This window comes from Sphingomonas sp. SFZ2018-12, assembly GCF_022496715.1.
Taxonomy (GTDB): domain Bacteria; phylum Pseudomonadota; class Alphaproteobacteria; order Sphingomonadales; family Sphingomonadaceae; genus Sphingomonas.
This window is the reverse complement of sequence record NZ_WTFM01000002.1, coordinates 523,073-547,833: the sequence shown is the minus strand read 5'-3', so window position 1 is coordinate 547,833 and position 24,761 is coordinate 523,073. Positions and strand designations below refer to the sequence as shown.

The following is a 24,761-nucleotide window of genomic DNA, read 5'->3' as shown; positions in this document are numbered from 1 at the left end:
GACGAAAGGTGATTCCATGCAAGGTCATCCCGCTCTAAGCCCCTCCCCTTCAGTGCAGGGGTTGGGGTGGGGACTCTCCGCCGGGCGCATCGCCTGAGGCACGCCCCCCGTCCCCTCCCCTGAAGGGGAGGGGTGCGCCGGGTGGATCGCAAACCGCTCCAAACTCACGCCGCCTCGTCCGCCGCATCCAGCCCATAGGCGGTGTGCAGCACGCGCACGGCCAGTTCGGTGTAATCCTCCTCGATCAACACGCTGACCTTGATTTCGGAGGTCGTGATCGCCTGGATGTTGATGCCGCGATCACCGAGCGTCTGGAACATCGTCGACGCGACGCCGGCGTGGCTGCGCATACCGACGCCGACGATCGAGATTTTGGCGACGCGGGTGTCGTGGACCAGCTTGGTATAGCCGATCGTGTCGCGGGCCTTGTCGAGCACGTCGAGCGCGCGCGCCAGTTCCGCCTGCGGCACCGTGAACGTCACGTCGGTCGATCCCGACGAATGCGCCACGTTCTGGACGATCATGTCGACATTGATGCTGGCCGCCGCGAGCGGCGCAAAGATCGACCCTACCGCACCCGGCCGGTCGGGCACGTCGGCCAGCGTGATCTTCGCCTCGTTCTTGTCGTGCGCGATGCCGGTGATGAGCTGGCGTTCCACGTCTTCGATCTCCTCTTCACCCACGATCAGCGTACCGGGCAGCGATGCGGCGTCGGGGGCCCCGTCCGCGTCGCCGAAGGAGGAGAGCACCTGGATGCGCACGCCTTCCTTCATCGCCAGCCCGACCGATCGGGTCTGCAGCACCTTGGCGCCGACGCTCGCCAGCTCCAGCATTTCCTCATAGGTCACGCGCCTGAGCTTGCGCGCGCGCGGCACGATGCGCGGGTCGGTGGTATAGACGCCGTCGACATCGGTGTAGATGTCGCAACGATCGGCCTTCATCGCCGCGGCGACCGCGACCGCCGAGGTGTCGGACCCGCCACGGCCCAGCGTCGTGACCCGTCCGTCGCCGGCCATGCCCTGGAATCCCGGGATCACCGCGACTTCGCGTGCGGCGGTGGCGGCGAGCAGTGCATCGGTATCGATCGCCTCGATCCGTGCCGCGGCATGCGCGTCGTTGGTCCGCACGGGCAGCTGCCAGCCGAGCCAGCTGCGCGCCGGCACGCCGATCGCCTGCAGCGCGATCGCCAGCAGGCCCGATGTCACCTGCTCGCCGCTCGCCACCACGACATCATATTCGCGCGGATCATAGAGCGAGGACGCCTCGCGGCAAAAGCCCACCAGCCGGTCGGTCTCGCCGGCCATGGCGGAAACGACCACCGCGATCTCGTTTCCGGCTTCCCATTCGCGCTTCACCCGCTGGGCGACGTTGCGGATACGCTCGATGCCCGCCATCGACGTGCCACCGAATTTCATCACGATCCGCGCCATTTTATTTCGCCAAACGCCTCTTGGGAGCAATGGGGCGCTCTGATAGGAGCGCACCATGGCAAAGGCAAGTGACGCGCTCGCACCCGCAGCATCCACGATCGACGCGCGCGAGGCCGCGCATTTCGGTGCGCTCGCCGCCGACTGGTGGAATCCGCGCGGGACGTCCGCGATGCTCCACCGGCTGAACCCGGTCCGGCTGAAATTCATCCGTGCCGCGGTCGATTCGCATTGGGATACGGACGCCGCAGCCTTCCGACCGCTGCTGGGCCGCCGCGCCCTCGACGTCGGCTGTGGCGCGGGACTGCTCGCCGAGCCGCTCGCCCGCATGGGGGCGACCGTCACCGCCATCGACGCCGCGCCGGAGAATATCGGTGCGGCGCTCGCGCATGCCGAGGCATCGGGTCTGGCGATCGACTATCGCGCCGGCGGGATCGAACAGGTCGCGGGTGCCCGCTTCGATCTCGTCACCGCGCTTGAGGTGATCGAGCATGTGACCGATCCGGCGGCGTTCGTCGCCGGGCTTGCGGCAGCGCTCGCGCCCGATGGGCTGCTCATCCTCTCGACCCCCAACCGTACCGCGCTGTCGCGGCTCGCCATGGTCGGCGTCGCCGAGGGGCTGGGCGCGATCCCGCGCGGCACGCATGACTGGGACAAGTTCCTCACCCCCGACGAGCTGGTCGCGCTCCTGGAGGCGGAAGGGCTCGCGATCGGCGAGCGGCGCGGCATCGGCTGGTCGCCGACTGCGGGCTTTCGCATCGGCGACGATGAGCGGCTGAACTATATCCTGACCGCCCGGCCGCGCTGATCCGCGCGGATCGGCACCGTCCCTGGGCCTCGTCGCGCCGCCTTCCCCCCTGGCGGGCAGCTTTCCCGGTCCGGTGCCGACGCGAAGGCCCGCGCGGCTGGCAACATGCCGCGACGTGCGGAGGCGGGCGTCCGGAAAAAGGGAGTGAACCCGACCGCCCGCATTCACACCATCCGTCATTTTCGCAGGGCGCGAAACAGCCAATTCGGTCGTGGAGCGGCCGGGCTGTATCGCGGCGGGACGCACGCATGTCGCGCGGATGTGGACCAAAATCCAGCTGGCGTTCACCAATGCCCGCGTTATGCATGGCCGCGCGAGCGGTGGGAGAGTGCGCGTGCGTGCGGGACGTCTGGGCGTAGGGTTGAGTTTGCTGGCCCTGCTTGGGGCATGCGGCGGCGGCGGTGGCGGCGGCAGCCGGACGAGCGGAACGGTGACTGCGCCGCCGACCTCGGCCGCACCCGCACCCGCACCCTCGCCGACACCCGCGCCCACCCCGACGGCGACGACCGCCGGATGCTCGGTGCGCGAACGCCAGGACTGGGTCGCGGCGCAAATCAACGAATGGTATCTTTTCCCCGACCTCCTCGCGACGGGACTGAACCCCGCCGCCTATGCCACCGTCGATGCGTATATCGACGCGCTGACCGCCAACGCCCGCACGCTGAACCGCGACCGTTATTTCACCTATCTGACCTCGATCGCCGAGGAGAACGCCTATTACGCGTCGGGTGCCACCGCCGGTTTCGGCGTGCGTTTCGGGTTCTCGGGCGACCGCCTGTTCGTGATCGAGGCGTTCGAGGGCGGGCCCGCGCTCGCGGCCGGCGTCGATCGCGGTGCGGAGATCGTCGGCGTCGGCACGACGAGCGCGAATGTCCGCAGCGTCGCCGCCATCCTGGCCAGTGAGGGCGAGACGGGGCTCGGTACGGCGCTCGGCCCGTCGACCGAGGGCACCGTCCGCGTGCTGCGCGTCCAGGATGCCACCGGCACGCGCGAGGTCAGCATTACCAAGCGCATTTTCGATTTGACCCCGGTGTCGTCGCGCTATGGCGCCCGCATCCTCGACGATGGCGGCCGGCGGGTCGGCTATCTCAACCTGCGCACCTTCATCTCGACCGCGGATCAGGCGCTGCGCAACGCCTTCCAGCAGTTCCGCGACGCGGGCGTGACAAACCTCGTCATCGATTTCCGCTACAATGGCGGTGGCCTCGTCTCGACGGCGGAGCTGCTGAGCGACCTGCTCGGCGGGGCGCGGACCGCGTCGAATGTCCAGTCGATCACTGCGTTCCGCCCGTCCAAATCGGCCCAGAACGAAACCCGCTATTATCGTGCGCAGCCCCAGTCGGTCGCGCCGATGCGCATTGCGTTCATCGGCAGCGGCGGTACCGCGTCGGCCAGCGAGCTGGTCATCAACGCGACCCTGCCCTATCTGCGCGCCAATTCCGCGCTGATCGGCACCAACACCTATGGCAAGCCGGTCGGCCAGATCGCGCTCGACCGGCCGGCGTGCGACGACCGGCTGCGCGTCGTCGCCTTTGCGAGCCAGAATGCGGACGGCCAGGGCGGCTACTACAACGGTCTCGCGTCGGTGATGGAATCGAGCTGCCAGGCATCGGACGATATCAGCTTCCCGCTCGGCGACCCGCGCGAGGCATCGGTGCGCACGGCGCTCGACTTTCTCGCGGGACGCAGCTGCACCCGGATCGCCGTCGGAACCCAGGGCCCGCAGGCCGCGCGCAGCACGACTGCCCGGCGGCTGTTCAGCCCGACCCGCCCGACCGCTGCGCAGCGCGAGACGCCCGGCCTGTTCTGACTCCGCCTACCGCGCATTTCCAGCTTCTTGCGATCCGGGCGGGCGGGCGGCGGCGCGGGCTTGTGCGGTCGCCACCGCTTTCCCATCTGTGACGGGTCGAACCCCGGGAGACGCGTAACATGGTCGAGGCACGCTGGAACGGTCACGTGATCGCACGCAGCGACGACACGGTCGTCGTCGAGCGCAACCATTATTTCCCCGCCGACAGCATGACCGAGGCGGTGCAGCTCAAGCCGAGCGCCACCACCAGCGTCTGTCCGTGGAAGGGCACCGCACATTACTACACGCTCGTCGTCGACGGCGCGGAGAATGTCGATGCGGCCTGGTACTATCCCGAGCCCAAGGATGCGGCGAGGGAGATCACCGGCCGCATCGCCTTCTGGAAGGGCGTGACCGTCGCCTGAGCCGGTTTAACCCGCTCGCCCCCCGCGCGGCGCCCTGCTAAGCCGCGGCCATGCCCAACCATCTCTACCTCGTCGACGGCTCGAGCTTCATCTTCCGCGCCTATCACGTGCTGCCCCGGTTGACCAATCGCCATGGCGAGCCGGCGGGCGCGGTCTATGGCTATACCACGATGCTGTGGAAGCTCGCGAAGGAGCTGCACGAAGCCGACGGCCCAACCCATCTGGCGGTCATCCTCGACAAGTCCGAACACACGTTCCGCAACGACCTGTACGATCAGTACAAGGCGCATCGCCCCCCTGCGCCCGAGGATCTGGTGCCCCAGTTCCCGATGATCCGCGATGCGACGCGCGCGTTCAGCCTGCCCTGCATCGAGGAGCTGGGGTGGGAAGCCGACGACCTGATCGCGAGCTATGCGAAGGCGGCGCTGGCCCAGGGCTGGCACGTCACCATCGTCAGTTCCGACAAGGACCTGATGCAGTTGCTGACCGAACCCGGCATCGACATGCTCGACACGATGAAGGACCGCCGCATGGGGCCCGAGGCGGTGGTCGAGAAGTTCGGCGTCGGCCCCGAGAAGCTGGGCGAGGTGCTGGCGCTGATGGGGGACAGCGTCGACAACGTCCCCGGCGTCCCAGGCGTCGGCCCCAAGACGGCCGCCAAGCTGATCCTGGAGCATGGCGATGTCGAGGCCGTGCTCGCCGCCGCGCCGAACATGAAACCGGGCAAGCTGCGCGACAATCTGATCGAGCATGCCGACATGGCGCGGCTGTCGCGCCGTCTGGTCACCCTTGCCGATGACGTGCCGCTGCCGCACCCGCTCGAGGAGATGACGCTCGACGGCATTCCCGAACCGCCGCTGCGCGCGTTCCTGGAGCATCACGGCTTCAAGTCGCTGCTGGCCAAGCTTGCGACGGTGGCGGACCCGGTCGACACCGGCAGCACGCCGCCGCCGGTCGCCGCAGAGGAAGCCGCCGATCCGGCGTGCGATCACGACGCCTATGAAACCGTAGTCGACGACGCCGCGCTCGACCGCTGGATCGACGCCGCCCGGCACCAGGGCTGGGTTGCGATCGATACCGAGACCACCGGGCTCGATGCGATGTCGGCCGATCTGGTCGGCATTTCCATGGCGCTCGCCCCCAATCGGGCCTGCTACATCCCGGTCGGCCATGTCGGGCACGACATGTTCAGCGAGCGCCCGCAACAGATCGAGCGCGCGGTCGCGCTGGCGAAGCTCAAGCCGCTGCTCGAGGACCCGGCGGTGCTCAAGATCGGCCACAACCTCAAATACGACCTGATCGTCCTGCGGCGCTGCGGCATCGATGTCGCGCCGTATGACGACACGATCGTCATGTCGTTCGACCTCGATGCCGGGCGGCACGGGCACGGCATGGACGAGCTCGCCGCCACGCACCTGTCGCACAGCTGCATCGCGTTCAAGGACGTGGTCGGTACCGGCAAGAACCAGAAGCATTTCGGCGAAATCGATCTGCATGCCGCGACCCGCTACGCGGCCGAGGATGCGGACGTGACGCTGCGCTTCTGGCGGCGGTTCAAGCCGCGGCTCGCCTATGAAGGCGGAACGCGGATCTATGAGCTGGTCGATCGCCCGCTGGTCCGCGTCATCGCCGGGATGGAAATGGCGGGCGTCAAGGTCGATGCCGGGCGGCTCGCCCAGCTTTCATCCGAATTCAGCCAGCAGATCGCGCGGCTGGAGGAGGAAATCCACGCGCTCGCCGGGTTCAAGTTCGCGATCGGCAGCCCAAAGCAACTGGGCGACGTGCTGTTCGACAAGATGGGGATCAAGGGCGGCCGCAAGGGCAAGTCGGGCGTCTATTCGACCGACGTCAACGAACTGGAGCGGATTGCCGCCGACAAGGACTCGCCCGGCCGCGACATGGTGCTCAAGGTGCTCGACTGGCGCCAGCTCAGCAAATTGAAGTCGACCTATACCGACGCGCTCCAGGCCCAGATCAACCCGCACACCGGCCGCGTCCATACCAGCTACAGCCTGACCGGGGCGCAGACCGGGCGCCTCTCGTCGACCGACCCCAACCTCCAGAACATCCCGATCCGCACCGAGGTCGGCCGTCAGATCCGCGACGCGTTCGTGGCTGAGCCGGGCCATGTCATCCTGGCCGCCGACTATTCGCAGATCGAGCTGCGCCTCGCCGCGCACATCGCCGACGTGCCGGCGCTGCGCGACGCGTTCGCCAACGGCGACGACATCCACAACATGACCGCGATGGAGCTGTTCGGCGAGGTCAATCGCGACACGCGCGGGCGGGCGAAGACGATCAACTTTGCGATCCTCTACGGCATTTCGCGCTGGGGGCTGGCGGGGCGGCTCGACGTGACGCCCGATGAGGCACAGGCGATGATCGACCGCTATTTCGATCGCTTCCCCGGCATCAACCGCTACATCGCCGACACGCTGATGACGGCAAAGGAACGCGGCTATACCGAGACGCTGTTCGGGCGGAAGACGCACTTCCCGCGCCTCAAGTCCCCCAATCAGAACGAGCGCGCCGGATCCGAACGCGCCGCGATCAACGCACCCATCCAGGGTACGAGCGCCGACATCATCAAGCGCGCGATGGCGCGCATGGGCCCCGCGCTGGAACAGGCCGGCCTGCCCCGGGTTCGCATGCTGATGCAGGTCCACGACGAACTGGTGTTCGAGCTGCCCGAGGGCGACGTCGACGCGGCCAGGCCCGTGATCGAGCACGTGATGGCGACCGCCGCCGAACCCGCAGTCAGGCTCACCGTCCCGCTGGGCGTCGAAATCGGGGTCGGGCCAAGCTGGGGCGCCGCGCATTGATTGCAGCGCCGCCGGCGATCGTCGAGCTGTACATCCCGGTCCTGCTCGGCCTCGGCCTGCTGATCCTGCTGGTCGCGTGGCTGCCGCTGGTCCTGAAGGAATGGCCGCTGTCGCTGCCGATCGTGTGCGTCGGCATCGGCGCGGGCCTGTTTTCGATCCCGCGGTTTCAGCCCTTTGCGATCCATCCGATCGAGACGCCGTTCATGGTCGAGAAGGCCGCCGAGCTGATCGTCCTCGTGTCGCTGATGGGGGCAGGGCTGAAGATCGCGCGGCCGTTGAGCTGGTGGGGCTGGCGGCCATGCTGGCGGATGCTGGGGATCGCCATGCCGCTCACCATCGTGGCGCTGACGCTGCTGGGTGCCGGGCTGCTCGGCGTCGGGCTGTCGACCGCGCTGCTGCTCGCCGCGTCGCTCGCGCCGACGGATCCGGTGCTGGCATCCGACGTCCAGATCGAAAAGCCGGGATCGGACAGCGATGACGAGGCACGCTTCACGCTGACCTCGGAAGCCGGGCTGAACGACGCCCTCGCCTTTCCCTTCGTCCATCTCGCCATTGCGGCGGCGGCGGGCGGCTGGACCTGGGTGACGATGGGATGGTGGGTGCTGGACGACGTCGTGTTCCGGCTTGCCGTCGGCGCGATTGCGGGGGTGGCCGGCGGCTGGCTGCTCGGCTGGATCGTCTATCGCCTGCCCGGCGAGACGCGGCTGTCGCGAACCGGCGACGGCTTCGTCGCGCTGGGGGCGACGCTCGTCATCTATGCGCTGACCGAATTGGCACATGGCTATGGTTTTCTGGCCGTGTTCATCGCGGGACTGATGCTCAACCGCGCCGCCGCCACCGACGTGTTCAACGACCGGTTGCACGACTTTGCCGACGAAACCGAACGGTTGCTGATGATGGTGATGCTCGTGATGTTCGGCGGCATGCTGAGCGCGGGCGGGCTGCTGGCGCTGGTGCGCTGGAGCGATGTCGTCTTCGCGCTGATCGCGGTGTTCCTCGTCCGCCCGCTGGTCGGCTGGATCTCCCTGGCCGGGCTGCGTCGCTCACCGCTGGAGCGGGGCGCGATCGCGTTTTTCGGCATTCGCGGGCTGGGTTCGGTGTTTTATTTCGCCTACGGCATCAATCATGGCCAGTTCGACCAGCCGACGCGATTATGGGGTGCGATCGCGCTTGTGATCCTGATCTCGATCCTGCTGCACGGCACGACCGTCACCCCGGTGATGCGCCGGCTCGACCGCCAGCGCGAGGTCGACGCATGACCGCGCCCGACGAAATGGCCGCGCTGGCCAGGGGCGGGCGGACCAATATCCTCGGTTTCGGGCTGCGGCTGGCGGCGCGGATCCCCTTCCTGTTCATCGCCGGGCGGATTTACGGCGCGGAGATTGTCGGCCGGTTCGCGGTTGCCATCCTGGTGGTCGAATTCGCCGCGCTCGTCGCGACGATCGGGCTCAAGCGCGGGCTGGCCCAGGCGCTGGCGCACACCGATCGCCCGCACGCGCACGTCGTGTGGGACGCGATGCTGGTCGCTGCAATCGCATCGCTGGTCGCCAGCGCCGTCCTGTTCGCCTTTCCCCAGGCGATGTATCCCAACAGCCAGGTCATCGGGTTTGAACGGCTGCTGCCGCTGGTCGTGCTCGCCATCGCCTGGTCGGACATCGCGCTCGCCGCGCTCGCCTATCGCCACAATATCCGTGCGGCGGTGACCGCGCGTGCGGTGATCGAGCCATGGACGATCAGCATCGCGGCCTTTGCGCTGTCCTACATTTCGTCGCGCGACGGGCTGATCATCGCCTATGTCCTGTCGATGCTCGCCGCGCTCGCGGCCTCGTTGGTCCCGTTCGTGCGCAGCTATGGCCTGCCGCACGGCTGGTCGCCGCATCTGCCCGAGATGTTCGCGCTCGCCCGCCGCAACGCGCCACTGGCCGGGGCGGATGCGATCGAATGGGGCACGCGCAACGTCGACCGCTTCATCCTGGGCCTGTTCTTCGCCCCCAATGTCGTCGGCATCTATTACATGGCCCAGCAGGTCGCGTCGCTGCCGCAGAAGCTGAAGACCAGTTTCGATCCCGTGCTCGGGCCCGTCATCACCCAGGCGCTCGCGCGCGGCGACCGGGCCGCGGTCGCCCGCCAGATCCGCCAGGTCGGCTTCTGGATCATCGCCGCACAGGCCGGTCTGGCGCTGATCGGCGGGCTGCCGGCCGAAGGCGTCATGGGCGTGGTCGGCCCCGCCTTCGTGGCGGGCGCGGGCGCGCTCATCTTCCTGCTCGCCGCCGAAGTGCTCGCCGCACCGGGGGCCGTGGCGGAGGCCGGGCTGGTCTATGTCGCGCGGCACCGCAACCTGATCCTGTCGATCACCGTCCTGTCGTTGCAGATCGGGCTCAGCTTCGCGCTGGTCATCGCCGCGCGCACCCTGGGCCTGCCGGAAGGATGGGCGGCTGCCGCGCCCGCGGTTGCGCTCACCGTGTCGCTGGCGCTCGGCTCGCTGCTCAAGACGCGGCTGCTCGCCCGCCTGCTCGACGCGCCGGTATCGTCGCTGCGCTGGTCGTTCGCCTGGGCGGTGGCGGCGGCGGGCGTGGTCGGCTGGGTCGTGACGACCCAGCTGCCCGAATGGGCCGAGCTGGCAATCGGCATCCCGGCGATCCTGCTCAGCTACCTGTACGTCCTGTGGCGCTGGGGCTTCGGGCCGCAGGACCGCACGCTGTTCCGCAAGCTGCCCGGCGCGCCCGAGATCCCCGCGAGCGAGGACGCGGCCGAAGCAGCGTAAGCGGTTACCGTCGGGTAAGAATTGCCGAATATGTGCGGAGCGTCATCCGCACAGGAGCCGACGCAATGCCCCGCACGCTATGGCAGGACGAACGCGCCGCGACCGCCATCGAATATGGTCTGCTCGCAGCCCTTATCTCGGTCGCGCTGATCGCCGCGTTCAATGCCCTCGGTCTCAGCCTCGCGGGCATTTTCACGACGATCACCAACGCGCTGAACGGTTAGAGCGCCCTCGCCCGCTCAGTGGCGGAAGTGGCGCATGCCGGTGAAGATCATCGCCAGCCCGGCCTCATCGGCGGCGGCGATCACCTCGGCATCGCGGATCGACCCGCCCGGCTGGATCACCGCCGTCGCGCCCGCCTCGACCGCGGCCAGCAGCCCGTCGGCAAAGGGGAAGAAGGCGTCGGACGCCACCGCCGAGCCGATGGTGCGCGGCTCCGCCCAGCCGGCCTTTTCGGCGGCATCCTTCGCTTTCCATGCGGCAATCCGCGCGGATTCCAGTCGGTTCATCTGGCCGGCGCCGATGCCCGCCGTCGCACCGTCGCGGGCATAGACGATCGCGTTCGACTTCACATGCTTGGCGACCGTCCAGGCAAAGCGGCAATCGGCCAGCTCCTGCGCCGTCGGCTGGCGGCGCGTGACGACGCGCAGCGCATCGTCCGCCACCCGGCCATTGTCGCGCGACTGGACGAGCAGCCCGCCCGCGATCGACTTGACCATCAGCCCGCCGCGCGCCGGATCGGGCAGGTCGCCGGTCAGCAGCAGGCGCAGATTTTTCTTCGCGGCAAAGATCGCGCGCGCGTCATCGGTCGCATCGGGTGCGGCGACGACCTCGGTAAAGATCTCCGCGATCGCCGCCGCCGTCTCCCCGTCGAGCGTGTGGTTGACCGCGATGATCCCGCCGAACGCCGACACGCTGTCGCAGGCCAGCGCGGCGCGATAGGCGTCGATCAGCGTGTCGGCGCTGGCGACGCCGCACGGATTGGCGTGCTTGACGATCACCACCGTCGGCGGGCCGTCGCGAAACTCGCTGACCAGCTCGAGCGCGGCGTCGGCGTCGTTATAGTTGTTGTAGCTCAGTTCCTTGCCCTGCAGCTGCTCGGCCTGGGCGATCCCGCGCGCCGCCGGCCCCTGGGGCAGATAGAGCGCGGCCGACTGATGCGGGTTTTCGCCATAGCGCAGCGTATCGCCACGCGCGAACGCCAGCGGCAGGGTCGCCGGAAACATCTCGCCCTGGTCGGCGAAGGCGAACCATTGCGCGATCGCGCTGTCATAGGCGGCAGTGGCGGCATAGGCCTTGGCCGCGAGCTTGCGGCGCGTATCGATCCGCGTCGCACCGCCGGTCTCGTCCAGCTCGGCGACCAGCGCGGGATAATCGGCCGGATCGGTGACGATCGCGACATAGGCGTGGTTCTTTGCGGCCGATCGCACCATGCTCGGCCCGCCGATGTCGATATTCTCGATGATCGTCGCGCGGTCGGCGCCGCGCGCCACCGTCCGGGCAAAGGGGTAGAGGTTGACGACGACCAGGTCGATCGCGCCGATCCCATGCGCGGCCATCGCGGCGGCGTGGTCCGCATCGTCGCGCACCGCCAGCAAGCCGCCATGCACCATCGGGTGAAGCGTCTTGACCCGCCCGTCCATCATCTCGGGAAAGCCGGTCAGGTCGGCGATGTCGCGCACTGCCAGGCCCACATCACGCAGCGCGGTGGCGGTGCCGCCGGTCGACACCAGCTCGACACCGTGGCGGGCGAGGGACTGCGCGAGTTCGACGATGCCCGTCTTGTCGGATACCGAAAGCAGCGCGCGGCGAAGGGGGATGTCGGTCATGCGCGTGCCCATCGGCCAAGCGGAGGCGCGGGGCAAGCCTATTTGGCGCGGTGGAACAGCCAAGTGACGCTGGCGCCGCCCGGCGGCGACTGGCCCGACAGCACGATCTGGCGCGTCGCATGCGGGCGACCCGCTCCGTCGACCCACAGGCTGTCGTCGACCGCCAGCGTCGCCTCGCGACAGCGGAACTGCCACACCGCCCCGCCGGGCAGGCGCAGGAACGCGGCCTGGTTGTCGGTCGTCGGCGACACCTCGATCCCCGGCGCCAGGTGAAAGCGGATCGCGAAGGGGATGTCGCCACGCTGGCGCTTCTTGCCCGCCGGGATCAACAGGTCCTCGCCGCGCAGGTCGCGCCCGTCGGCGGACAGCAGCAGCTGGCGGCGATGGATCAGGCCGTAACGCCGGACATAGCCGTCATGGCTGGCGTCGAGCCGGGCGGTGCCGCCCCCGTCCTGACGGCTCAGCTCGACCGAAGCGACCCCGCGCCCCAGCGTGCCGTCGCCATGGATCGCGGTCGAATTGCTGTCGTCGACGATCAGCGTCGAATGCGCCGCCGTGGTGCGCAGCCCTTCGGTCAGGCTGGCGGGCACCGACGCATGGACCGACCGCGCGCCCCCGCAATTGACCACCAGCCGGCGCGTGCCGTCGGAAAGCTCGAACGCCAGCGTCGACGCGCATCCGCCCTCGACCAGCCGCGCGACGGGCGGCGGGGCGGCGTCGATCACCAGCACCGTCTGACCGGCGGCGAGCCGATGATAGCCCCAGTCGCGCGCCTGGCGCAGCGGCCGGGTGCGCACGCCGGTCGCCTCGACAATTGCGGCGACCTGATCGGCCGCCACCGGGTTGCCGCCCTGCCAGCTCGACAGCGCACCGTCGCCCAGCGTGAGCCCCTGCAACGCGCCGACCATCCGCGCCAGCGTCGCGTCGATCAGTTCGGGCGGATCGATCCGCCGCGCGGCATAGGTCGCGCGCAGCATGGTCAGCAACATGATCGCGTCGATCAGCCCCAGCGGCGACCGGCCCGTCACCCCGCCGTCGCTGCCGACCGATGCGGCGATCGCGCGCGCCAGTCCCGCTTCGTCGAGCGCGCGGCGGGCATCGCCGCCCGGAATCATCAGCCCCGCCGCGACGATCCCCGCGCAAGCCGCGATCCGGCGCGGGCCGGCAGGCGCGCGATCGGCGGTGCGGTCCAGGTGCCGGGCGCCGCGCGCCAGTCCGTTCAGCACGCGCGAACGATAGACGAGGTCGGTCGACGACAGGATCAGCGGCGCGTGCGCCACCCAGAACAGAATGCGCTTCCCCCACAGGTCCGCGCGCCACGCCGGATCGGCGACGACCTCGCCATGCGCGTCGAGCCATTTGCGCATCAGCCCCTCTGCGATCGGCGCGCCGACCGCGCGCGTCGTCACCGTCGACAGGTCGCGCAGCCACATGAAGCTGTGCAGATAATCGGCAAATGCAGGCGAATAGGCCGGCTTCGCCAGGTCAATCGCGGGCAGGTTGACGACTTCACCGCGAAAGCTGAGCATCCCGTCGAGCATCGCCTGGCCGCGGCGCGGATCGCCCAGAAACGGATCGTCGGCGACCGCCAGCAGCTTGAGCGGAAAACGCCCGCGTAGCCGCAGCGTGTGGAGCGGGGTGCGCCACGCGATCCAGCGGAACCGCTCGGCCAGCCGGTCGGCAAGCGACAGGCCATGATCGCCCCCCACCCGGACCAGCCGCTTGCCCTCCTCGATCCCGTCGGCGGCGGGACCGGCGGGAGCGGGATCGTTCACCCGGCCCTCAGCGCCCGGATGTTGTCGGCATAGTTGGCGGGGCCGCCCGCGAAGCTGGCGGTGCCCGCGACCAGTGCATCTGCGCCCGCGGCAATCGCGCGCGGCGCGGTCGCCCGGTCGATGCCGCCATCGACCTCCAGGTCGATCGCGCGCCCGCTCGCGTCGATGCGCGCGCGCAACGCCGCGATCTTGGCGAGCTGGCTCTCGATGAACTTCTGCCCGCCGAAACCCGGATTGACGCTCATCACCAGGATAAGGTCGATCAGGTCGATCACCTCATCGACCACGCCGACCGGCGTCGCGGGGTTGAGCACCACGCCGGCGCGCTTGCCGAGCGACCGGATCGTCTGGAGCGTACGGTGCAGGTGCGGCCCCGATTCGGGATGGACCGAGATGCAGTCCGCCCCCGCCTCGGCAAAAGCCTCCAGATAGGGATCGACCGGCGCGATCATCAGGTGGACGTCGAACGGCTTGGCCGAATGCGGACGCAGCGCGCGCACGACCGCCGGGCCGATGGTCAGGTTGGGGACGAAATGCCCGTCCATCACGTCGATATGGATCCAGTCCGCCCCCGCCGCGTCGATCGCGCGAACCTCCTCACCCAGTCGCGCGAAATCGGCGGACAGGATCGATGGCGCGATGCGGACGGGTTGCTGCATGTTGCGTCTCTAGCATCCCGGCACCGCCCGGCAAGCGATGCGTCACGCGTTTCGCATCAGCCGCACGATGAAGAACCCGTCGACGCCGCCTTCTTCCGCCAGCATCCCCGGCAGCACCCGCACCCAGCCCCGTGGCGCGGGGGTAACACCGCCCGGAAGCTCATCGGCGCGGACCGGATCGACCGCGAATTCGGGATGGTCGGCCAGGAAGCGTTCGACCTGCGCCTCGCCCTCGGCCGGTTCCAGCGAACAGGTCGCATAGACCAGCCGGCCGCCGGGCGCGAGCCACTGCGCGGCGCGCGCAAACAACTGCTGCTGAAGCGCGGCGGTCTCCGCGATCAGCGAAGGCCGGGCGCGGTGCAGCACATCCGGGTGGCGGCGAAAGATGCCGGTCGCGCTGCACGGCGCGTCGAGCAGGATCGCGGCCACCGGCGCGGGCGGTGCCCAATCGAGCAGGTCGGCGGTGACCACCGATGCGCGCAACAAGGTACGCTCCAGATTCTCGCGCAGTCGTCCCAGACGACTTTCGGAGATGTCGACAGCGGTCACATCCCAGCCGGCGGCCGCCAGTTGCAGCGTCTTGCCCCCCGGAGCCGCGCACAAATCGAGCGCCTTGCCCGAACCCCCGCCGAGCAGCCGCGCGGGCAACGATGCCGCCAGGTCCTGCACCCACCAGTCGCCCTCGGCAAAGCCCTCCATGTCGGGAATGTTGCCGCGCTCGGCGAGCCGCAGGTGACCGGGCATCAGGCTGACGCCGGGGTGCGCCGCCTGAATGCGTGGCAATGCGTCGGCGACCGCCAGTGAGAGATCGACCGGTGGTGGCGCAGCGATCGCGCGCGATGCCGCAGCGACCATCTCGTCCCCCCACGCCGCTTGCCAGCGCAGGGCGGTGGCGGGCGGCAGGCTCGGCGCATCCGGCAACGTGGCCGCGCCCCGGTTGAGCGTGCCGAACACGCCATGCACCAGCTTGCGCGGGCCGCCATCGACCAACGGCAGCACGGTCGAAATCGCCGCGTGCGGCGGCGTGCCGAGCCGCAGCCACTGGGCGAGCGCGATGCGCAGCGCAAAGCGCGCCTTGGCATCATCGGGCATCGGGCGCGGCGTCGCGCTGTCGATCAGCGCGTCGAGATCGGGCAAGTAGCGCAGCACCTCGGCAGCGATCGCATGGGCGAGCGCGCGGTCCTCCCGCTTCTTGAGCGGGCGCGCGGCCTGGTCGAGCGCCGCCTCCAGCGCCTGACCCCGCCGCAGCACCGCGTCGAGCAGGCGCAATGCCGCACGGCGGGCGGGCACGCCGGGCGGATCGCTGGTCAGGACGGGTCTGGGCATTGCGGGGGGAAGACCTCTTTCATTGCAGCCCGTTCGCTTCGAGCGAAGTCGAGAAGCGCGCCACGTGTCTCGACTTCGCTCGACACGAACGGAGAGAAGACTGACCCGCTGCCTAGCCGAGCATGGCGATCACGTCCACGCGGCCGCCCAGGCGTCACCCCCGCCGGTGCGGATCGAGCGCGCTGGAGCGGCGGCGAGTGCGCGGGACGCTGGTCGCGGCCGCAGGACGGGCCGAACGGCCGCCGCCGCCGGTCATCGCCGTCATGTCACCCATTTCGGCAGCGATCTGTTCCAGCGCGGCGATGCGGTTGCCGGTGTCGGGGTGCGTCGAGAACAGGCTGTCGCCGCCACGCGCGAGGCCGGGGACGATGTAAAGCTGCGACGTCGCTGGAATCCGCTCTGCCACCGGATTGGGAATACGCGCCGCGCCCTGCGAGATTTTCGCCAGAGCCGAGGCGAGCGCGCGCGGGTTGCCGCTGATCTCCGCACCTGCCCGGTCTGCGCCATATTCGCGCGTCCGGCTGATTGCCATCTGGACGATCATCGCCGCGAACGGCGCGACCAGCACCGCCAGCAGCCCGGCCAGCCCCGCGCTGCGCCCATCGCCCGAGCGGAAGAACAGCCCGAAATTGGCCAGCATCGAAATCGCACCCGCGATCGTCGCGACCATCGTCATGATCAGGGTATCGCGGTTCTTCACATGGCCCAGTTCGTGCGCCATCACGCCGGCGATTTCATCGCGGCTCAGCATGTTGAGCAGGCCCGTCGTCGCGGCGACCGCGGCATGTTCGGGATCACGTCCCGTGGCGAACGCATTGGGCTGCGCCTGGTCGACGATATAGACGCGCGGCATCGGCAGTCCGGCGCGCGTCGCGAGTTCGCGGACCAGCCCGACGAACTCGGGCGCGCTGCGGTCATCGACTTCGCGCGCGCCGTGCATCTTGAGGACGATCTTGTCGGCGTTCCAGTAGGTGAAAAGGTTCATCCCCACCGCGATCACGAGCGCGAGGATCATGCCGCCGCGCCCGCCGAGCGTCAGCCCCAACGCCATGAACAGCGCGGTCAGCGCCGCCAGCAGCATCGTCGTCTTCAAACCGTTCACTTGAACCTACTCCTTCGCCGACCAATGTGGGGAAGGACCGATTTTTCTTCAATCATGGAGCCCCGCATGGCCGCATCGACCCGCAACCGTCCCGGCCAGCGCCCGGCGCATGTCCGGCCGCCCGCTTACCTCTCGAAAAGCCCGCCGGTGCCCCAGCCCGAGCCGATGGTGCGCCCCGACAGCGATCCACTGGAAAAGGATCCGGTGCGCTATGGCGACTGGGAGCTGAAGGGCATCGCGATCGATTTTTGACAACGGATACTGACGGTCGACGTTCAAAGCCGATCGCCAAAAACCGTCACCCCGGGCTTGACCCGGGGTCTCGCTGTTCTTCGCGCCGGATCAGGTGGCGGGACCCCGGGGTCAAGCCCGGGGTGACGAGATAAGTACAGCTCGGGCTATTCGGCCCTGAGCGGTCGGTTAAGGAGCGCCTCGATCACCTCGCCGACGGGCTCGCCGGCGATCAGCGCGCAGACCGCGTCGGTCACCGGCATCTCGACGCCGGCGGCGTGCGCCGCTGCCTGAAGTACCGGCGCGGTATGCGCGCCTTCGGCCACCGTGTGGCGGTCGGCGAGCAGCTCGGCGGCTGCCCGGCCCCGACCCAGCCCGACGCCGAAGCTGAAATTGCGGCTGTTGGTCGATGAACAGGTCAGCACCAGGTCACCCAGCCCCGACAGCCCGGCCAGCGTTTCAGCTCGGCCACCCCGCGCCAGGCCGAAGCGAGTCATTTCGGCAAAGCCGCGCGCGATCAGTGCCGCGCGGGCGTTCAGACCCAGCCCCGCGCCCTCGACCACGCCGCACGCGATCGCGATGACATTCTTGACCGCGCCGCCGATTTCCGCGCCGATCACGTCGCTGGAGGCATAGAGGCGAAACGCGGGACCCGCGAGCCGTTCGATCAACCGATCGCGCAGGCCGTCGGCCTCACACGCCAGCGTCACCGCGGTCGGCTTGCCCGCCGCGACCTCGTGGGCGAAGGTCGGGCCGGACAGCACCGCGATCGGCGCGTCAGGGTGCACCTGCTGCGCCACTTCGCCGACCAGGAGCTGGCTGCCGGCCTCGATCCCCTTGGCGCACAGCACCAGCGGCGTGCGCTCGACCGCCAGCGCCGCAACGGTCGCGCGGACATGCTGGGCCGGCGTCACCACCAGCAGCGCGTCCACGCCGGACAGATCATCCAGCGAACCCGTCGCGACGACGGCGGGTGACAGCGTAACGCCAGGCAGGAACATCGTATTTTCATGCGCGGCGTTGATCGAAGTCACCACTTCGGCCTCGCGCGCCCACAGCGTCACCGGCTGGTCGCCGCGCGCCGCCACCTGCGCCAGCGCGGTGCCCCACGCCCCGCCGCCGATCACGCCGATCCTCACGCCTTGACCCCGGCGCCGCGCGCGTGCTCCGCATCGGGGTCGAGCGGCCAGCGGGCACGCGCGGGCGTATCGAGCGGATCGGTCAGCCCAGCGGCGAATCGCTCCGCCCCGGCCCAGGCAATCATCGCGGCATTGTCGGTGCACAGCCATTGCGGCGGCGCGACGAAGCGCAGGCCATTGGCTTCCGCCAGTTCTGCCAGCGCCGCGCGGACCGACTGGTTGGCCGCGACCCCGCCCGCGACGACGAACGCGGTCGCCCCCTCGGCGCGTGCGATGGCACGGCGGCTGCGGTCGATGAGGCAATCGATCACGGCTTGCTGGAACGAGGCGGCGATATCGGCGGGCCGCCAGCGATTTTCGTCGCGTACGCGCATCACCGCGCTCTTCAGCCCGGCGAAGGAGAAATGCGGCTCGGGCGATCCGACCAGCGGGCGCGGCAGCGGCACCATGTCGGAATCGCCCGATTTTGCCGCGCGTTCGACCGCCGGCCCGCCGGGAAAGCCGAGCCCCAGCAGCTTCGCGGTCTTGTCGAACGCCTCGCCCGCCGCATCGTCGATCGTCGTCGCCAGCCGCGAATAATCGCCGACCCCGCGCACGAACAACAGCTGGCAGTGACCACCGGATACCAGCAGCAACAGATAGGGAAAGGCGAGGTCCGGGTCGGCCAGCCGCGGCGACAGCGCGTGCCCCTCCAGATGGTTGACCGCGATCAGCGGCTTGCCCGACGCCAGCGCCAGCGCCTTGGCGGTGACCAGCCCGACCATGACCCCGCCGATCAGCCCCGGCCCGGCGGTCGCCGCGATCGCGTCAACCTCGCTCAGATCGACCTCCGCCTCGGCCAGCGCTGCCTCGACGAGTGGCGCCAGCATCTCGACATGCGCGCGCGCGGCGATCTCGGGCACCACGCCGCCGAACGGCCGGTGCGCGGCTTCCTGCCCCGCCAGCTTGTGCGCCAGGATGTCGCGGGTAGAAGTGACCAGCGCGGCTGCGGTTTCGTCACAACTCGATTCAAGACCGAGGATCAGGGCCATGGCCTTGTCCTCTAGCCCATGCCCGCGCTAGCACAAGCCACCATGCCAAATCCAATCCGCCTCGGCACCCGGGGCTCGCCGCTCGCACTCACCCAGGCCCATATGACGCGCGCGGCGCTGATCGCCGCGCATGGCCTCGACGAAAACGATGTCGAAATCGTCGTGATCAAGACCACCGGCGACCAGGTGCAGGACCGCGCGCTTGCCGAGATCGGCGGGAAGGCGCTGTGGACCAAGGAGCTGGACCGCGCGCTGATGGATGGCGAGATCGACGCCTCGGTCCATTCGATGAAGGATGTCGAGACAATCCGCCCGACCGAGATCGCGATCGCGGCGATGCTGCCCCGCGCCGATGTGCGCGACCGCATCCTCGGCGCGCCGTCGGTGGCCGAGCTGAAGCCGGACCCCGTCGTCGGCACCAGCTCGCCGCGCCGCGCGGCGCAGGTCCGCCGGCTCCGCCCCGATGCGCGCATCGTCCTGTTCCGCGGCAATGTCGCCACCCGCATTGCCAAGCTGGACGCGGGCGAGGCGGACGCCACGCTGCTCGCCGCCGCCGGGCTCGAACGGCTGGGCCATGCCGATATCGGCCATGTGATCCCGATCGACGTGATGCTGCCGGCCCCGTCGCAGGGCGCGGTCGGTATCGAGTGCCGCGCGGACGATGCGCGGATGCGCGCGATGATCGGAGCGATCAGCCACGCCGACACCTATGCGTGCGTCATGGCCGAACGCGGGCTGCTCGCGGCATTGGGGGCGGACTGTCACTCGCCGGTCGCAGCACTCGCGCGGATCGCGGATGGCCGGATGCGGCTGCGCGCCGAATTATTCGCGGAGGACGGCAGCGATCACGTCGCAGGTGAGGCGGAAGCCGCCAGCGATGACGCCATGATGCCGCGCGCCCTCGCCGCCGAGCTGCTGGCGCGCGCGCCGGCATCGATCACCCGGCTGTTCAGCGGCGGATGAGCCGTCCGATCGCGGTGCTGCGGCCCGATCCGGGCAATGGCCGTACCGCGGCGACGATCGAGGCGGCGGGCCAGGTGGCGATCCGGCTGCCGCTGTTCGCGGTCCGGCCGATCGACTGGCAGCCGCCGGATGCCGCCGATCATGACGCGCTGATCCTGACCAGCGCCAATGCGGTGCGCCAGGCCGGCTCGGGGCTGGCGGGGCTGGCCGCCCTGCCCGCCTATGTCGTCGGGGCGCGGACGGCGGCGGCGGCACGATCCGCCGGACTGCGCGTCGCCGCGACCGGTGCGACCGATGCGCTGGACCTCGCGCGCCTCGCTGCCGTTGCCGGGGTTTGTCGCGCGCTGCACCTGGCCGGGCGCGATCATCGGCCGTTGCCGGGCGAAATCGTCACCGCGACCCGTATCGTCTATGCGAGCGACGCGCTGACGGTGGCTCCCGGCCGGCTGGCCGCGCTGAACGGCGCGGTCGCGCTCGTCCATTCGGTGCGGGCGGGCGCGCGCCTCGCCGAACTGATGCCGCCGCCGGCCCGTGCCGGAACGGCCATCGCGGCGATCAGCGCGAGTGCGGCCGCCGCGGCGGGCAGCGGATGGTGCGCGGTCGCGATCGCCGCCCGGCCGGCCGACGCGGACGTGATCGCTGCCGCTCGCGCGCTCGCCGATTGACCCGCCGCGCATTGACCGGGATAAGGGCGCGCATGGACCAGACCGAAGTGACGTTCGACGCCGGGGCACCGGCGCAAAGTCCGCGCCGGAGTCGCTGGCCGATGGTCTGGACGGTCGCGCTGGCCGCCTTCGTGCTCGGGCTGGTCGCAATGGCGCTCGCCTATCGCACCTGGGGCGACGCGTGGGTCATGCCCGATGCCGCGCCCCAGCCGGTGATCGGCGCGGACCCCGCCGGGCAAGCGCCCGCGACACCGGAAACCCTGGCGACGCTTGATGCGCGCGAATCGGCGCTCTCGGCGCGCATCCGCGAGCTTGAAGGGCGGCTCGCCGCGATCGACAGCGACTCGCGGCTCGCCTCGACCTTCGCCGGGCGTGCCGAGGGGCTGCTGCTCGCCTTTGCCGCGCGCCGCGCGCTCGATCGCGGGTTGCCGCTCGGCTATATCGAGGGCGAGCTGCGCCAGCGGTTCGAACCGAGCGAACCGACCGCGATCGCGATCATCATCCGCGCCTCGCGCGCGCCGGTGACGCTTGAGGAATTGCGGCTCGCGCTCGACACCATCGCGCCGAAACTGTTGACCGCGGGTCCGGAGACCGGCTGGTGGGACGGCCTGCGCCGCGAACTGTCGTCACTCGTCGTGCTGCGCCAGGAAACGACGCAGAGCCCGCTGCCCGCCGACCGGCTGGTGCGCGCCCGCCGCCTCCTCGATGCCGGGCAGGTCGAGGGCGCGCTGGCGGAGATCACGCGGATGCCGGGTGCCGCCAGCGCGGAAAGCTGGATTTCCGCAGCAAAGCGCTACATCAATGCGCGGCGCGCGCTGAACGCGATCGAATCCGCCGCGATCCAGGGTCGCGCCACCGCGACGCCGCTGCCCGTACTCCCGCCCGTCGTGACGCTGCCCAGCGTCGCGCCATCGCCCGGTGCCAGCCCCGCGCCGGCAGCGGGACAGGGTTCGACCGACACGCAATGAGGACAGATGATGGCTGAGATGGGCCGGTTCGACTGGCAGGATCCGTTCGCGCTCGACGCGCAACTGACCGACGAGGAGCGGATGGTCCGCGACGCGGCACGGGCCTATGCGCGCGAACAGTTGCTGCCGCGCGTCACCCGCGCGTTCCTGGACGAATCGTTCGACCGGGCGATCATGCGCGAAATGGGCGCATTGGGCCTGCTGGGTCCGACGATCAGCCCGGAATATGGCGGCGCGGGGCTGGGCTATGTCGCCTATGGCCTGGTCGCGCGCGAAGTCGAGGCGATCGACAGCGGCTATCGCAGCGCGATGAGCGTCCAGTCCTCGCTCGTCATGCACCCGATCAACGCCTATGGCACCGAGGAACAGAAGCGGAAGTATCTGCCCGGGTTGGCGTCGGGCGAGCTGGTCGGTTGTTTCGGCCTGACCGAGCCCGATGCCGGCTCTGATCCCGCCGGGATGCGCACACGCGCCGAGCAAGTGAACGGTGGTTACCGGCTGACCGGATCGAAGATGTGGATCACCAATTCGCCGATCGCCGACGTTTTCGTCGTCTGGGCCAAGTCCGACGCGCATGGCGGCGGCATCAAGGGTTTCGTGCTCGAAAAGGGCATGAAGGGTCTGTCCGCGCCCAAGATCGAGGGCAAGCTGAGCCTGCGCGCGTCGATCACCGGCGAAATCGTCATGGACGGCGTCGAAGTGGGCGAGGACGCGCTGCTGCCCAATGTCCAGGGGCTGAAGGGGCCGTTCGGCTGCCTCAACCGCGCGCGTTATGGCATCGCCTGGGGCACGATGGGCGCGGCCGAGTTCTGCATGGAGGCCGCGCGGCAATATACGCTTGACCGCCACCAGTTCGGGCGGCCGCTCGCGGCGACCCAGCTCGTGCAGCTGAAGCTCGCCAACATGCAGACCGAAATCGCGCTGGGCCTGCAGGCGGCGTTGCGCGCCGGGCGGATGTTCGACGAAGGCACGCTCAGCCCCGACGCGATCAGCATCATCAAGCGCAACAATTGTGGCAAGGCGCTCGATATCGCCCGGGTCGCGCGCGACATGCATGGCGGCAACGGCATTTCCGCGGATTTCCATGTGATGCGCCACGCGATCAACCTTGAAACCGTCAATACCTATGAGGGCACGCACGACGTGCACGGGCTGATCCTGGGCCGGGCGATCACCGGCATCGCGGCGTTTTGATGTGGTCCAGACTTCCTTTCCTTCGTCATGCCGGGCTTGTCCCGGCATCCACCGTGCCGCCAGGGCAGCGGCCGGAATCGGGCGCGGCGGGGTGGACCCCGGAACAAGTCCGGGGTGACGGGGTAAACGACTGATATGACCCCGCCCGATCGTCAGCCCGTGCTGGCGGGCGAGCTGGTCCGGCTGCGCCCGACCGTCGCCGCCGACTGGGACGCGCTGTTCGCGGTGGCCAGCGATCCTTTGGTCTGGGAAGTCCACCCTGCGCATGACCGCTGGCAGGAACCGGTGTTCCGCGCCTATTTCGACGCGGGGCTGGCGAGCGGCGGGGCTTTGACCATCCTGGATCGCGCCACCGGGGCGGTGATCGGGTCGAGCCGCTACGACAACTGGAAGCCCGAGGCGGACGAGATCGAGATCGGCTGGACCTACCTCGCCCGCGCCTATTGGGGCGGCGTTTATAATCGCGAGATCAAGCGGCTGATGCTCGGCCACATCCACGCGCACGTCCGCACCGTCGTGTTCACGGTCGGCGAGACCAATGTTCGCTCGCGCCGCGCGATGGAGAAGATCGGCGGCGTGCTGCGCCCCGGCACCGAGATGCGGCTGATGGCGGGCGAGATGAAGCCGCACGTCATCTACGAAATCGTCCGCCCGTGAAGCCGCTCGAGGGCATCCGCGTCGTCGAGCTCGCGCGTATCCTCGCCGGCCCGTGGTGCGGCCAGCTCCTCGCCGATCTCGGCGCGGAGGTCATCAAGGTCGAGCGACCGGGCGCGGGCGACGACACCCGTCATTGGGGGCCGCCCTTCCTCCACGATGCCGACGGCCGCAATCTGGATGCCGCCTATTTCCACTCGGCCAATCGCGGCAAGGCCAGTCGCTTCGTCGACATCACCACGTCCGAGGGCCAGGCGGAGGTCAGGGCGCTCGTCGCCGACGCCGATGTCGTGCTGGAAAACTACAAGGTCGGCGGGCTGGCCAAATACGGCCTCGACCATGCGCGACTGCTTGACGTCAATCCGCGCCTCATCACCTGTTCGATTACCGGTTTCGGCCAGACGGGCCCCTATGCGCCGCGCGCCGGCTATGATTTCATCATTCAGGCAATGGGTGGCTTCATGTCGCTGACCGGCGAGCCCGATGGCCCGCCGCAAAAGGCGGGCATCGCCTATGCCGACATCTTCACCGGCGTCTATTCGGCGGTCGCGATCCTGGCCGCGCTGCGCCGGCGCGATGTGGAAGGCGTGGGCGCGCATATCGACATGGCGCTGCTCGACACCCAGGTCGCGGTGCTGGCGAACCAGGCGCTCAACTGGATGGCCGATCCGGCGAAGGTGCCGGGCCGCATGGGCAACGGCCATGCCAATCTGGTGCCCTATCAGGCGTTCGCAGCGGCCGACGGCGAGCTGATCATCGCGGTCGGCAATGACGGCCAGTTCCGGCGGCTATGCGCCGTGCTCGGCCTCGACCTCGCCGACGATGCGCGCTTTGCGACCAATCCCGCGCGCGTCACCCATCGCGCCACGCTGATCCCGCTGATCGAGGTGGCGGTCGCGCACTGGCTGAAGGCCGATCTCGCCAACGCGCTGGATGCCCAGGGCATCCCCGCCGGGCCGATCAACCGCATCGACGAAGCCTTTGCCGATCCTCAAGTGATCGCGCGCGGGATGCGCGTGGCCATAGACGGCCTGCCAGGCGTTGCCAGCCCGATCGTCATCGATGGCGAGCGGATGGTCGCCGACCGCGCCAGTCCCGCCCGACCCGCCGGCACCGCAACAGACTGAATCCCCATACGTATTCATGGCGCCCGCGGCTGGCCCCGGCCGGCGCAACATGGTCCTATCCGC

22 protein-coding genes are annotated in these 24,761 nt (G+C 69.5%); 14 read left to right on the top strand and 8 right to left on the bottom strand.

Annotated features, from left to right (window positions below):
* Nucleotides 1-164: 164 nt before the first annotated feature.
* Nucleotides 165-1,430 carry an aspartate kinase gene (locus GO308_RS11630; protein WP_066547728.1) on the bottom strand — a complete coding sequence of 422 codons (1,266 nt, stop codon included), beginning with the start codon at nucleotides 1,428-1,430 and terminating at the stop codon, nucleotides 165-167.
* Nucleotides 1,431-1,485: 55 nt separating this feature from the next.
* Between GO308_RS11630 and ubiG the strand changes: the two genes are divergently transcribed.
* The 7 genes from ubiG to GO308_RS11595 all read left to right on the top strand — a co-directional run bounded on the left by ubiG (nucleotide 1,486) and on the right by GO308_RS11595 (nucleotide 10,259).
* Entirely contained in the window at nucleotides 1,486-2,235 is a 750-nt protein-coding gene (ubiG, locus tag GO308_RS11625) for a bifunctional 2-polyprenyl-6-hydroxyphenol methylase/3-demethylubiquinol 3-O-methyltransferase UbiG (protein WP_240885539.1), read from the top strand.
* Nucleotides 2,236-2,494: 259 nt separating this feature from the next.
* Nucleotides 2,495-4,045 carry a S41 family peptidase gene (locus GO308_RS11620; RefSeq protein WP_240885538.1) on the top strand — a complete coding sequence of 517 codons (1,551 nt, stop codon included), beginning with the start codon at nucleotides 2,495-2,497 and terminating at the stop codon, nucleotides 4,043-4,045.
* Between the two features lie 119 nt (nucleotides 4,046-4,164).
* Nucleotides 4,165-4,449, top strand: a complete 285-nt coding sequence (locus GO308_RS11615) for a DUF427 domain-containing protein (protein WP_240885537.1) — start codon at nucleotides 4,165-4,167, stop codon at nucleotides 4,447-4,449.
* A 50-nt stretch (nucleotides 4,450-4,499) separates the two neighbouring features.
* Complete coding sequence (gene polA / locus GO308_RS11610) at nucleotides 4,500-7,271, top strand: DNA polymerase I (RefSeq protein WP_240885536.1); 2,772 nt, start codon at nucleotides 4,500-4,502, stop codon at nucleotides 7,269-7,271.
* Nucleotides 7,268-8,530 (top strand): cation:proton antiporter, encoded by a 1,263-nt coding sequence (locus GO308_RS11605; RefSeq protein WP_240885535.1) that lies wholly within the window; start codon nucleotides 7,268-7,270, stop codon nucleotides 8,528-8,530. Before polA ends, GO308_RS11605 begins: the two co-directional genes overlap by 4 nt.
* On the top strand, nucleotides 8,527-10,035 hold the full coding sequence (locus tag GO308_RS11600; RefSeq protein ID WP_066477283.1) for a lipopolysaccharide biosynthesis protein: 1,509 nt from the start codon (nucleotides 8,527-8,529) through the stop codon (nucleotides 10,033-10,035). The genes GO308_RS11605 and GO308_RS11600 overlap by 4 nt, the downstream gene beginning before the upstream one ends.
* Nucleotides 10,036-10,100: 65 nt before the next feature.
* Nucleotides 10,101-10,259: a Flp family type IVb pilin gene (locus GO308_RS11595; RefSeq protein WP_066477281.1), complete on the top strand. Its 159-nt coding sequence runs from the start codon at nucleotides 10,101-10,103 to the stop codon at nucleotides 10,257-10,259.
* Between the two features lie 15 nt (nucleotides 10,260-10,274).
* Here the strand turns inward: GO308_RS11595 and purH are convergent, their stop codons facing one another.
* The 5 genes from purH to htpX form a co-directional block, all read right to left on the bottom strand.
* Nucleotides 10,275-11,864, bottom strand: coding sequence for a bifunctional phosphoribosylaminoimidazolecarboxamide formyltransferase/IMP cyclohydrolase (purH, locus tag GO308_RS11590; RefSeq protein WP_240885534.1), 1,590 nt, complete (start codon nucleotides 11,862-11,864; stop codon nucleotides 10,275-10,277).
* 38 nt (nucleotides 11,865-11,902) lie between these two features.
* The gene (locus GO308_RS11585; RefSeq protein WP_240885533.1) at nucleotides 11,903-13,639 is read right to left on the bottom strand and encodes a heparinase II/III family protein; all 1,737 of its coding nucleotides are present in this window, start codon (nucleotides 13,637-13,639) and stop codon (nucleotides 11,903-11,905) included.
* On the bottom strand, nucleotides 13,636-14,298 hold the full coding sequence (gene rpe / locus GO308_RS11580) for a ribulose-phosphate 3-epimerase (RefSeq protein WP_066670947.1): 663 nt from the start codon (nucleotides 14,296-14,298) through the stop codon (nucleotides 13,636-13,638). Before rpe ends, GO308_RS11585 begins: the two co-directional genes overlap by 4 nt.
* Before the next feature lie 42 nt (nucleotides 14,299-14,340).
* On the bottom strand, nucleotides 14,341-15,624 hold the full coding sequence (locus GO308_RS11575; protein ID WP_240885532.1) for a transcription antitermination factor NusB: 1,284 nt from the start codon (nucleotides 15,622-15,624) through the stop codon (nucleotides 14,341-14,343).
* Nucleotides 15,625-15,778: 154 nt separating this feature from the next.
* The gene (gene htpX / locus GO308_RS11570; RefSeq protein ID WP_240885531.1) at nucleotides 15,779-16,726 is read right to left on the bottom strand and encodes a zinc metalloprotease HtpX; all 948 of its coding nucleotides are present in this window, start codon (nucleotides 16,724-16,726) and stop codon (nucleotides 15,779-15,781) included.
* A 66-nt stretch (nucleotides 16,727-16,792) separates the two neighbouring features.
* On the opposite strand from htpX, the gene GO308_RS11565 reads away from it, so the two are divergent.
* On the top strand, nucleotides 16,793-16,978 hold the full coding sequence (locus GO308_RS11565; protein ID WP_240885530.1) for a DUF1674 domain-containing protein: 186 nt from the start codon (nucleotides 16,793-16,795) through the stop codon (nucleotides 16,976-16,978).
* Nucleotides 16,979-17,124: 146 nt separating this feature from the next.
* On the opposite strand, the gene GO308_RS11560 is transcribed toward GO308_RS11565, so the two are convergent.
* Both GO308_RS11560 and tsaD read right to left on the bottom strand, forming a co-directional pair.
* Nucleotides 17,125-18,096 (bottom strand): NAD(P)H-dependent glycerol-3-phosphate dehydrogenase, encoded by a 972-nt coding sequence (locus GO308_RS11560; protein WP_240885529.1) that lies wholly within the window; start codon nucleotides 18,094-18,096, stop codon nucleotides 17,125-17,127.
* A complete protein-coding gene (gene tsaD / locus GO308_RS11555) occupies nucleotides 18,093-19,127 on the bottom strand; it encodes a tRNA (adenosine(37)-N6)-threonylcarbamoyltransferase complex transferase subunit TsaD (protein ID WP_240885528.1) in 1,035 nt (344 codons plus the stop codon). Before tsaD ends, GO308_RS11560 begins: the two co-directional genes overlap by 4 nt.
* Nucleotides 19,128-19,169: 42 nt before the next feature.
* Here tsaD and hemC point away from each other — a divergent pair, with 42 nt between their 5' ends.
* From hemC to GO308_RS11525, 6 genes are all read left to right on the top strand, one after another.
* Nucleotides 19,170-20,090 (top strand): hydroxymethylbilane synthase, encoded by a 921-nt coding sequence (hemC, locus tag GO308_RS11550; protein WP_240885527.1) that lies wholly within the window; start codon nucleotides 19,170-19,172, stop codon nucleotides 20,088-20,090.
* Nucleotides 20,087-20,755, top strand: a complete 669-nt coding sequence (locus GO308_RS11545; RefSeq protein ID WP_240885526.1) for a uroporphyrinogen-III synthase — start codon at nucleotides 20,087-20,089, stop codon at nucleotides 20,753-20,755. Before hemC ends, GO308_RS11545 begins: the two co-directional genes overlap by 4 nt.
* A gap of 32 nt (nucleotides 20,756-20,787) precedes the next feature.
* Nucleotides 20,788-21,723 carry a hypothetical protein gene (locus tag GO308_RS11540; protein ID WP_066477260.1) on the top strand — a complete coding sequence of 312 codons (936 nt, stop codon included), beginning with the start codon at nucleotides 20,788-20,790 and terminating at the stop codon, nucleotides 21,721-21,723.
* A gap of 9 nt (nucleotides 21,724-21,732) precedes the next feature.
* On the top strand, nucleotides 21,733-22,917 hold the full coding sequence (locus GO308_RS11535; RefSeq protein WP_066671042.1) for an acyl-CoA dehydrogenase: 1,185 nt from the start codon (nucleotides 21,733-21,735) through the stop codon (nucleotides 22,915-22,917).
* A 135-nt stretch (nucleotides 22,918-23,052) separates the two neighbouring features.
* On the top strand, nucleotides 23,053-23,574 hold the full coding sequence (locus GO308_RS11530; RefSeq protein WP_240885525.1) for a GNAT family N-acetyltransferase: 522 nt from the start codon (nucleotides 23,053-23,055) through the stop codon (nucleotides 23,572-23,574).
* Entirely contained in the window at nucleotides 23,571-24,698 is a 1,128-nt protein-coding gene (locus tag GO308_RS11525; RefSeq protein ID WP_240885524.1) for a CaiB/BaiF CoA-transferase family protein, read from the top strand. Before GO308_RS11530 ends, GO308_RS11525 begins: the two co-directional genes overlap by 4 nt.
* Nucleotides 24,699-24,761 lie beyond the last annotated feature (63 nt).

What these genes read in the sequence shown, in the direction of transcription:
- GO308_RS11630 (WP_066547728.1), bottom strand. Translation starts at nt 1,430, where the DNA reads ATGGCGCGGATCGTGATGAAATTCGGTGGCACGTCGATGGCGGGCATC.
- ubiG (WP_240885539.1), top strand. Translation starts at nt 1,486, where the DNA reads ATGGCAAAGGCAAGTGACGCGCTCGCACCCGCAGCATCCACGATCGAC.
- GO308_RS11620 (WP_240885538.1), top strand. Translation starts at nt 2,495, where the DNA reads ATGTGGACCAAAATCCAGCTGGCGTTCACCAATGCCCGCGTTATGCAT.
- GO308_RS11615 (WP_240885537.1), top strand. Translation starts at nt 4,165, where the DNA reads ATGGTCGAGGCACGCTGGAACGGTCACGTGATCGCACGCAGCGACGAC.
- polA (WP_240885536.1), top strand. Translation starts at nt 4,500, where the DNA reads ATGCCCAACCATCTCTACCTCGTCGACGGCTCGAGCTTCATCTTCCGC.
- GO308_RS11600 (WP_066477283.1), top strand. Translation starts at nt 8,527, where the DNA reads ATGACCGCGCCCGACGAAATGGCCGCGCTGGCCAGGGGCGGGCGGACC.
- GO308_RS11595 (WP_066477281.1), top strand. Translation starts at nt 10,101, where the DNA reads ATGCCCCGCACGCTATGGCAGGACGAACGCGCCGCGACCGCCATCGAA.
- purH (WP_240885534.1), bottom strand. Translation starts at nt 11,864, where the DNA reads ATGACCGACATCCCCCTTCGCCGCGCGCTGCTTTCGGTATCCGACAAG.
- rpe (WP_066670947.1), bottom strand. Translation starts at nt 14,298, where the DNA reads ATGCAGCAACCCGTCCGCATCGCGCCATCGATCCTGTCCGCCGATTTC.
- GO308_RS11575 (WP_240885532.1), bottom strand. Translation starts at nt 15,624, where the DNA reads ATGCCCAGACCCGTCCTGACCAGCGATCCGCCCGGCGTGCCCGCCCGC.
- GO308_RS11565 (WP_240885530.1), top strand. Translation starts at nt 16,793, where the DNA reads ATGGCCGCATCGACCCGCAACCGTCCCGGCCAGCGCCCGGCGCATGTC.
- tsaD (WP_240885528.1), bottom strand. Translation starts at nt 19,127, where the DNA reads ATGGCCCTGATCCTCGGTCTTGAATCGAGTTGTGACGAAACCGCAGCC.
- hemC (WP_240885527.1), top strand. Translation starts at nt 19,170, where the DNA reads ATGCCAAATCCAATCCGCCTCGGCACCCGGGGCTCGCCGCTCGCACTC.
- GO308_RS11545 (WP_240885526.1), top strand. Translation starts at nt 20,087, where the DNA reads ATGAGCCGTCCGATCGCGGTGCTGCGGCCCGATCCGGGCAATGGCCGT.
- GO308_RS11540 (WP_066477260.1), top strand. Translation starts at nt 20,788, where the DNA reads ATGGACCAGACCGAAGTGACGTTCGACGCCGGGGCACCGGCGCAAAGT.
- GO308_RS11535 (WP_066671042.1), top strand. Translation starts at nt 21,733, where the DNA reads ATGGCTGAGATGGGCCGGTTCGACTGGCAGGATCCGTTCGCGCTCGAC.
- GO308_RS11530 (WP_240885525.1), top strand. Translation starts at nt 23,053, where the DNA reads ATGACCCCGCCCGATCGTCAGCCCGTGCTGGCGGGCGAGCTGGTCCGG.